Source organism: Methyloceanibacter marginalis (assembly GCF_001723295.1).
GTDB lineage: Bacteria > Pseudomonadota > Alphaproteobacteria > Rhizobiales > Methyloligellaceae > Methyloceanibacter > Methyloceanibacter marginalis.
On the sequence record NZ_LPWD01000131.1, the window covers coordinates 1 to 5,121 of the forward strand.

The window sequence follows — 5,121 nt, forward strand, 5'->3', positions numbered from 1 at the left end:
CCTCGCGTTGGGTTGAATGACGCTTTCGGGGCCGGACCTTACTCAAACCGTGGGTCTGGCCGGAAGGAAATATGACTCGGCGAGTGCGGATCAGCACCAGCTGGCCTCGTTCGCCGCGGGGCGGCGCAGGAGTTCCTGGACGTTCGCTTCGAGCAGCCGGTAGCCGACATTGCCGAATAGCTTCTGCCGGCCGTCATTCATCAAGAATGTCGGACTGCCTTCGACACCGTTCTTCTGGCTCAGATCGTAGTCGGCGGCGAGCTGGGCCACCGCTTCCGAGGATCGGATCTTATCCTCCACGACCGCGTAATCGAGACCGATGCGCTCGGCGATCTCACGATGGACGGTCCATTCGGAAATATCCTTGGCCGAGGCGAAGAATGCCAGCCGCGTTTCCCACGCGGCCTCTGTCGAGAGCCTGTCGAGATACGGAAGGGGCTCAGCGCCGTCGCGCTGAGCCTCCCGCTCGATCAGGGCGACAGCCTTCAGGAACATGTGCGCGCTCGCCGACGTCCTCGGCCGGGCTGTGAGCCACACCTCCTCGTGCACCACGATATGCGGAAACCGCTCGGCGATCTCCCGCAGGTGCCGGTTGTAACCCGCGAAGCCGCCGCGAGAGCCCCAAGACGTGTCGATCTTGCCCCAGGCGTCGGGGAAGACAGAGCAGAAGCGGGGCACGATCGCGATCCGATCGCCGAACTCCTTGGCGAGTTCCTCGAGCCGCCGCTCGGCAACATAGGCCCAGACGCACAAGACATCCGAATAGTACGAGATCTCGACTTTCGACATTTTGCTGCTCTTTTCGCCCAGCCTGACCAATACGCGAAGCGCGGTCTGGAACCTTGCGATAGCGCAAAAGCATGCGACCGTCTGAGGTCGTGCTCCGTTAACAAAATTAATGCAGGCTACCCCCCGCAAGGTCTAGACAACTTGAACGATGAGGATTTCATGACTGGCAATCGCACCCTTGGCCTCGCCTCGGCGGCCGCTTTCGCAATGCTCTGTTTCGCGGCGCCCGCTCAAGCCGCCCCGTATGACGGCGCCTGGAAAATGTCCCTCGTGACCACCGACGGCCATTGCGGCGTCATCAGCGTGGGCCTCGCCATAAGCGGCGGTCAAATCACCTCGACCAGCGGCAAGTTCGTCTTCCGGCCGATCCACATCGCCGGTGTCGTATCCGGCTCGGGCCAAGCCCAGATGAACGGTGTGGCCGGCCCGCGCAAAGCGGCCGGCAACGGACGCTTCACGCGCGCAAAGGGCAAAGGCCAGTGGAACGGGGTCGGCCCCTCGGGCGTCTGCTCCGGCTATTGGATCGCCGTCCGCGGCTGACACGCTCAGCCACCGCGAGGCAGCGTATCAGCGCGCGTCGAAGGGCGGATAAGAGCTTTGGATGAACGGCGTAAAGGCGGCGGCCGGAAAGGCCATCGCGAACGGTGCGTGCGTTGGCGCGCGTGCGCCCGCGACGCCTAAAAGAGCAGATAGAGAATGACAATGACGATGAGGGGAACGCCCATCAGCCACAACAGAATGCCAGCCATCGTTGCCTCCTTTGCTTGAGTTGCAAAAGGGGAACAATCGCGCCGAGGCGTTCGTTCCATAACTGCATACGTTTTCATCACGCATCGCACGGAACAAACGCACCAAGGAGGCAAACATGGCGCGCGAAGGCATTGTCGCAGTGGAAGAGGAAGTCGTTGTCTCGGGCGGGCCCGTCGGCAAGGCGAACGACTGGGGCGCCATCATCGGCGGGGCGCTCGGCGCGATCGCCGTCTCCATCATTCTGTTCACGGCCGGCTCCGGCTTCGGCATCTCCACCGTTGAGCCGTGGTCCTTCGCCAACGAGTCGCCCGAGACCTTCGCCATCGGCACCGGTATCTGGCTGATCGTCATGCAATGGCTGTCGGCCGGCTTCGGCGGCTATCTGGCGGGGCGCCTGCGCGAGAAATGGGTGGGCTTGCGCACTGACGAGGTGCTGTTCCGGGATACGGCCCACGGCATGCTCGCCTGGGCGCTGGCGACCGTGATCGTCGCCGCCTGTTCGCCGTCGGCACCGGCATCGCCGGAACCACCGCAGCCGTGACCGCCGACGCCGCCACCGCAGCCGAGGCGGCACAAGAGCTCTCCCAGGAGGCGCTGGAAGCGGCCGCCAACTTCTCGATCTTCACGGCCATTTCGCTGCTCGTGGGCGGCTTCATCGGCGCCGTGGCCGGAGGCTCGGCGGCTACCATCGCGACGCGGTCTAGGCCGCGCCAGGTCTCGCTGCTGAGCCGAGATTCGCTGGCTAGACCTGGGCGGGCCCGCGTGCTCCCAAGCGCGGGTCCGTTCGTTTCGGTGGAAGCGGCGGAACCCCACACGCGCCAGACGGTTGAGACTTCATGGTGCGGACGCTCTACTTCCTCGCCCTGATGCTGACCGCCATCGCCATGGGCGCTGCGCTGGCGCACCTGTTCGAACTCCCCAACAAGATCGGCATCGGCGCGCAAGACTATCTCACGGTGCAGCGCAACTACGACGGCTGGTGGATGGTCGGCCTGTTCGTACCGGCGGCCTTCTTCGCCGTGATCGCCCTGATGTTCGCGCTGCGCGGCACGGGGTGGCCCTTCGTGCTGGCGGCCGCCGCCGTGCTGCTTCTCGCCGGCGAGATGATCGCCTTCTGGGGTTTCACCGCGCCCGCCAACCGCGCCACCGAGAACTGGACCATACTCCCCGACAACTGGGAGGCTTGGCGCGCGCAATGGGAATACTCCCACGCGGTGCGCGCAGGCCTCTACCTGCTCGCCTTCGGCGCGCTCGTGCTGTCCGTGCTAAGCTGGCAGCCGGCGCAAGACTGAAGACGAAGCGCGAAGGGAGACGCTATGACCAAGGTTCGCGACGAGGTGCTGGCGGCGAACGAGGACTATGCCGGGAGCTTCGGGGACAAGGCCGGATTGCCAATGCCGCCCGCTCGCCGCTTCGCCATCCTCACCTGCATGGACGCCCGGCTCGATCCGGCGAAGTTCGCAGGACTCGCCGAAGGCGACGCGCATGTGATCCGCAATGCCGGCGGCCGCGCCAGCGACGACGCCATTCGCTCGCTCGTCATCTCCCACAAGCTGCTCGGCACCAAGGAATGGTTCGTCGTCCACCACACCGATTGCGGCATGGAGACCTTCACCGACGAGATCATGCGCGGGCTGCTGCGCCAAAGCCTGGACACCGCGGAGATCGGGCCGGACGGCTGGAAGGGTGTGGGGCAGGGGCCGGGCTCGACCGCCGGCGACCATATCGATTGGCTCACCATTTCCGATCAGGCCGAGAGCGTCACCGCCGACGTGAAACGCATCCGCGCCCACCCGCTCGTGCCCCAGGACGTCCCCGTCTACGGCTATATCTACGACGTGAGATCCGGCCGGCTGATCGAGGTGCCCGAAGCAACGGAAGCCGGCAAGGCGTGAGCCGTATAGGCTCTCGGCGGGCGCTCGTATAAGGGCCGCATTTTCCCTATATGCAAAGCGCAACCGCCAAAGAGCAAAGGACACACATGGGAAAATGAACGAAGCAGACACCGCCGGCGACGGCAACAATCCTCAGGCCGCCTGGTTCCTCACCGAAGCTTCGGGCTTCATCGGGGCAAGCGCGCGCCAACACAAACTTCTCGGCCGGGTCGCCATGCGCATGCGCCGCCGCGTACGCCCCGAGCAGCTCATCTCCAACTCCATCTTCGGCTTGGCCCGCCACGCGGTGACGGCGGCGATCTATCTCGGCCTCGTCTATCTCGCCAAGCTCGCCTTCGGCGTGTCGCTGGTGTTCAACGCCATGCGCTGAACGGGCGGCATCAAGAGTTTCTGGTCTTATGCCTAGCGGTTCGGGCAGACGAACTTCCAGCGGCCGAAAATCCCCTGGCGCCAGAAGCAGCTCGCCCGCGGCGGGGCTGGCCAGGCATCGGCGAAGGCGGGCTCGATCACGTCGTAGCCGACCCAGCGGCAGGTATCGCCGGCGCAGAGCCAATCGGCGCGGGCAGGCGCACTCAAGACGGCGAACGAGGAGGCGAGCACCGCGGCCGCCAGGCTCGTACGCAACAGGACCGTTCTCACCATGCTCGAAACTCCCCAAATAAGACGCTGAACTCAGGGGGCGGATTAAATCCCCGCGCGCGCGCCAAGTCCATCGGGATCGCACGCGATCGGTTAAAGACGGGCGCAAGCCGGCAAGCACCGGTCGGCAAAATTCATTAGGCGCCGGACCCGATCCGCGCCATAGGGGAGGCGGTGAGCCGGATTTCGGCCCCGTCCGTGTCGACCCGCCCCGAAGGAGAGCCCCCATGGCCAAAGGCGAGCAGAAGAGCAATCGCGAAAAGAAGAAGCCGAAGCAGGACAAGAAGAAGGCGCCGGCCGTGTCGGTCTCGCCGTTTGCCGCCGCGAACCCGCCCGGCAACCGTCCCAGAAGGGCGTCTCCAAGAAACGCCGCTGAGACTGACCCGCGCGCGAGCGCTCAGAAATTGATGGGCTTGATGGTCGGCCAGCGGGAGAAGCCTGCAGCAAGGCGCCTTGGCGAGCGCCGCTTCCCGCTCGGGCTGAGACGCGTTCTGGAACAGGTCCAGGTGCGCCGAGGATCTCGTAGTTGCCGCAGCGCGGGCAGCCGATCAAACGGCCGTCGAAATTCTCCGGGGTGAGGTCTTTGGCCTCGCCGGCACAGACCAGGCATTCCATGGGGATGTCGCTTCCGTTAAGCCGGGTTCGCGCTAGCTGCGCTCGATCTCGCTCTCGGCGATCGTGCGGAAGAACGGCTCGCAGCCGCTCTTGATGCGGTATTGGTATTGGCCGTCCCGCGCCGGCAACTGAGCCACCACCTTGTAAGGACCGGGCGCGGCCTTGCGCGGCGGGTAGCGCTGGGTGAGCATCACCTCGTGCCCGGTGGGAAAGCTATGCCCGGTCGCGGAGTCATCTCCGGACGGCGCGTCCTCGGTCATGGCGGCGCTGAGGCGGGGCAGGGATTTGGGCGAGGGCATGAAGGCTCCTAGGTTTCAGGCGGGAGCGCGACGAAAGCTCTCTCAGTCACCGGGGCCTGAGACGCTCACCCGATGATGCCCGAGACATGCGCCTTATTCCCAAAAAAAGCGAGTCTTATACGCGTGCGCACCCT

At 65.1% G+C, this 5,121-nt stretch carries 10 protein-coding genes; 7 read left to right on the forward strand and 3 right to left on the reverse strand.

The window, feature by feature from the left end; all coding sequences use genetic code 11:
- Nucleotides 1–90: 90 nt before the first annotated feature.
- The gene (locus tag AUC71_RS05855) at nt 91–789 is read right to left on the reverse strand and encodes a DsbA family oxidoreductase (protein ID WP_069623524.1); all 699 of its coding nucleotides are present in this window, start codon (nt 787–789) and stop codon (nt 91–93) included.
- A 159-nt stretch (nt 790–948) separates the two neighbouring features.
- Between AUC71_RS05855 and AUC71_RS05860 the strand changes: the two genes are divergently transcribed.
- The 6 genes from AUC71_RS05860 to AUC71_RS05885 all read left to right on the forward strand — a co-directional run bounded on the left by AUC71_RS05860 (nt 949) and on the right by AUC71_RS05885 (nt 3,804).
- Entirely contained in the window at nt 949–1,329 is a 381-nt protein-coding gene (locus AUC71_RS05860) for a hypothetical protein (RefSeq protein WP_141701480.1), read from the forward strand.
- 325 nt (nt 1,330–1,654) lie between these two features.
- Nucleotides 1,655–2,080, forward strand: a complete 426-nt coding sequence (locus AUC71_RS05865; protein WP_069623517.1) for a hypothetical protein — start codon at nt 1,655–1,657, stop codon at nt 2,078–2,080.
- The gene (locus tag AUC71_RS05870; protein ID WP_069623518.1) at nt 2,077–2,406 is read left to right on the forward strand and encodes a hypothetical protein; all 330 of its coding nucleotides are present in this window, start codon (nt 2,077–2,079) and stop codon (nt 2,404–2,406) included. Before AUC71_RS05865 ends, AUC71_RS05870 begins: the two co-directional genes overlap by 4 nt.
- On the forward strand, nt 2,376–2,831 hold the full coding sequence (locus tag AUC71_RS05875) for a hypothetical protein (protein WP_069623519.1): 456 nt from the start codon (nt 2,376–2,378) through the stop codon (nt 2,829–2,831). The genes AUC71_RS05870 and AUC71_RS05875 overlap by 31 nt, the downstream gene beginning before the upstream one ends.
- A gap of 24 nt (nt 2,832–2,855) precedes the next feature.
- Nucleotides 2,856–3,434 carry a beta-class carbonic anhydrase gene (locus AUC71_RS05880; protein WP_069623520.1) on the forward strand — a complete coding sequence of 193 codons (579 nt, stop codon included), beginning with the start codon at nt 2,856–2,858 and terminating at the stop codon, nt 3,432–3,434.
- Nucleotides 3,435–3,528: 94 nt separating this feature from the next.
- On the forward strand, nt 3,529–3,804 hold the full coding sequence (locus AUC71_RS05885; protein ID WP_069623521.1) for a hypothetical protein: 276 nt from the start codon (nt 3,529–3,531) through the stop codon (nt 3,802–3,804).
- Nucleotides 3,805–3,836: 32 nt separating this feature from the next.
- On the opposite strand, the gene AUC71_RS05890 is transcribed toward AUC71_RS05885, so the two are convergent.
- The gene (locus tag AUC71_RS05890) at nt 3,837–4,076 is read right to left on the reverse strand and encodes a hypothetical protein (protein ID WP_069623522.1); all 240 of its coding nucleotides are present in this window, start codon (nt 4,074–4,076) and stop codon (nt 3,837–3,839) included.
- A 224-nt stretch (nt 4,077–4,300) separates the two neighbouring features.
- Here AUC71_RS05890 and AUC71_RS18570 point away from each other — a divergent pair, with 224 nt between their 5' ends.
- Nucleotides 4,301–4,651 (forward strand): hypothetical protein, encoded by a 351-nt coding sequence (locus AUC71_RS18570; protein WP_141701481.1) that lies wholly within the window; start codon nt 4,301–4,303, stop codon nt 4,649–4,651.
- Between the two features lie 69 nt (nt 4,652–4,720).
- Here AUC71_RS18570 and AUC71_RS05895 read toward each other — a convergent pair whose 3' ends face one another.
- Entirely contained in the window at nt 4,721–4,987 is a 267-nt protein-coding gene (locus AUC71_RS05895; protein WP_069623523.1) for a hypothetical protein, read from the reverse strand.
- Nucleotides 4,988–5,121 lie beyond the last annotated feature (134 nt).

Excerpts from the sequence above, each read along its gene's own strand:
- AUC71_RS05855 (WP_069623524.1), bottom strand. The coding sequence starts at position 789 with ATGTCGAAAGTCGAGATCTCGTACTATTCGGATGTCTTGTGCGTCTGG.
- AUC71_RS05860 (WP_141701480.1), top strand. The coding sequence starts at position 949 with ATGACTGGCAATCGCACCCTTGGCCTCGCCTCGGCGGCCGCTTTCGCA.
- AUC71_RS05865 (WP_069623517.1), top strand. The coding sequence starts at position 1,655 with ATGGCGCGCGAAGGCATTGTCGCAGTGGAAGAGGAAGTCGTTGTCTCG.
- AUC71_RS05875 (WP_069623519.1), top strand. The coding sequence starts at position 2,376 with ATGGTGCGGACGCTCTACTTCCTCGCCCTGATGCTGACCGCCATCGCC.
- AUC71_RS05880 (WP_069623520.1), top strand. The coding sequence starts at position 2,856 with ATGACCAAGGTTCGCGACGAGGTGCTGGCGGCGAACGAGGACTATGCC.
- AUC71_RS05885 (WP_069623521.1), top strand. The coding sequence starts at position 3,529 with ATGAACGAAGCAGACACCGCCGGCGACGGCAACAATCCTCAGGCCGCC.
- AUC71_RS05890 (WP_069623522.1), bottom strand. The coding sequence starts at position 4,076 with ATGGTGAGAACGGTCCTGTTGCGTACGAGCCTGGCGGCCGCGGTGCTC.
- AUC71_RS18570 (WP_141701481.1), top strand. The coding sequence starts at position 4,301 with ATGGCCAAAGGCGAGCAGAAGAGCAATCGCGAAAAGAAGAAGCCGAAG.
- AUC71_RS05895 (WP_069623523.1), bottom strand. The coding sequence starts at position 4,987 with ATGCCCTCGCCCAAATCCCTGCCCCGCCTCAGCGCCGCCATGACCGAG.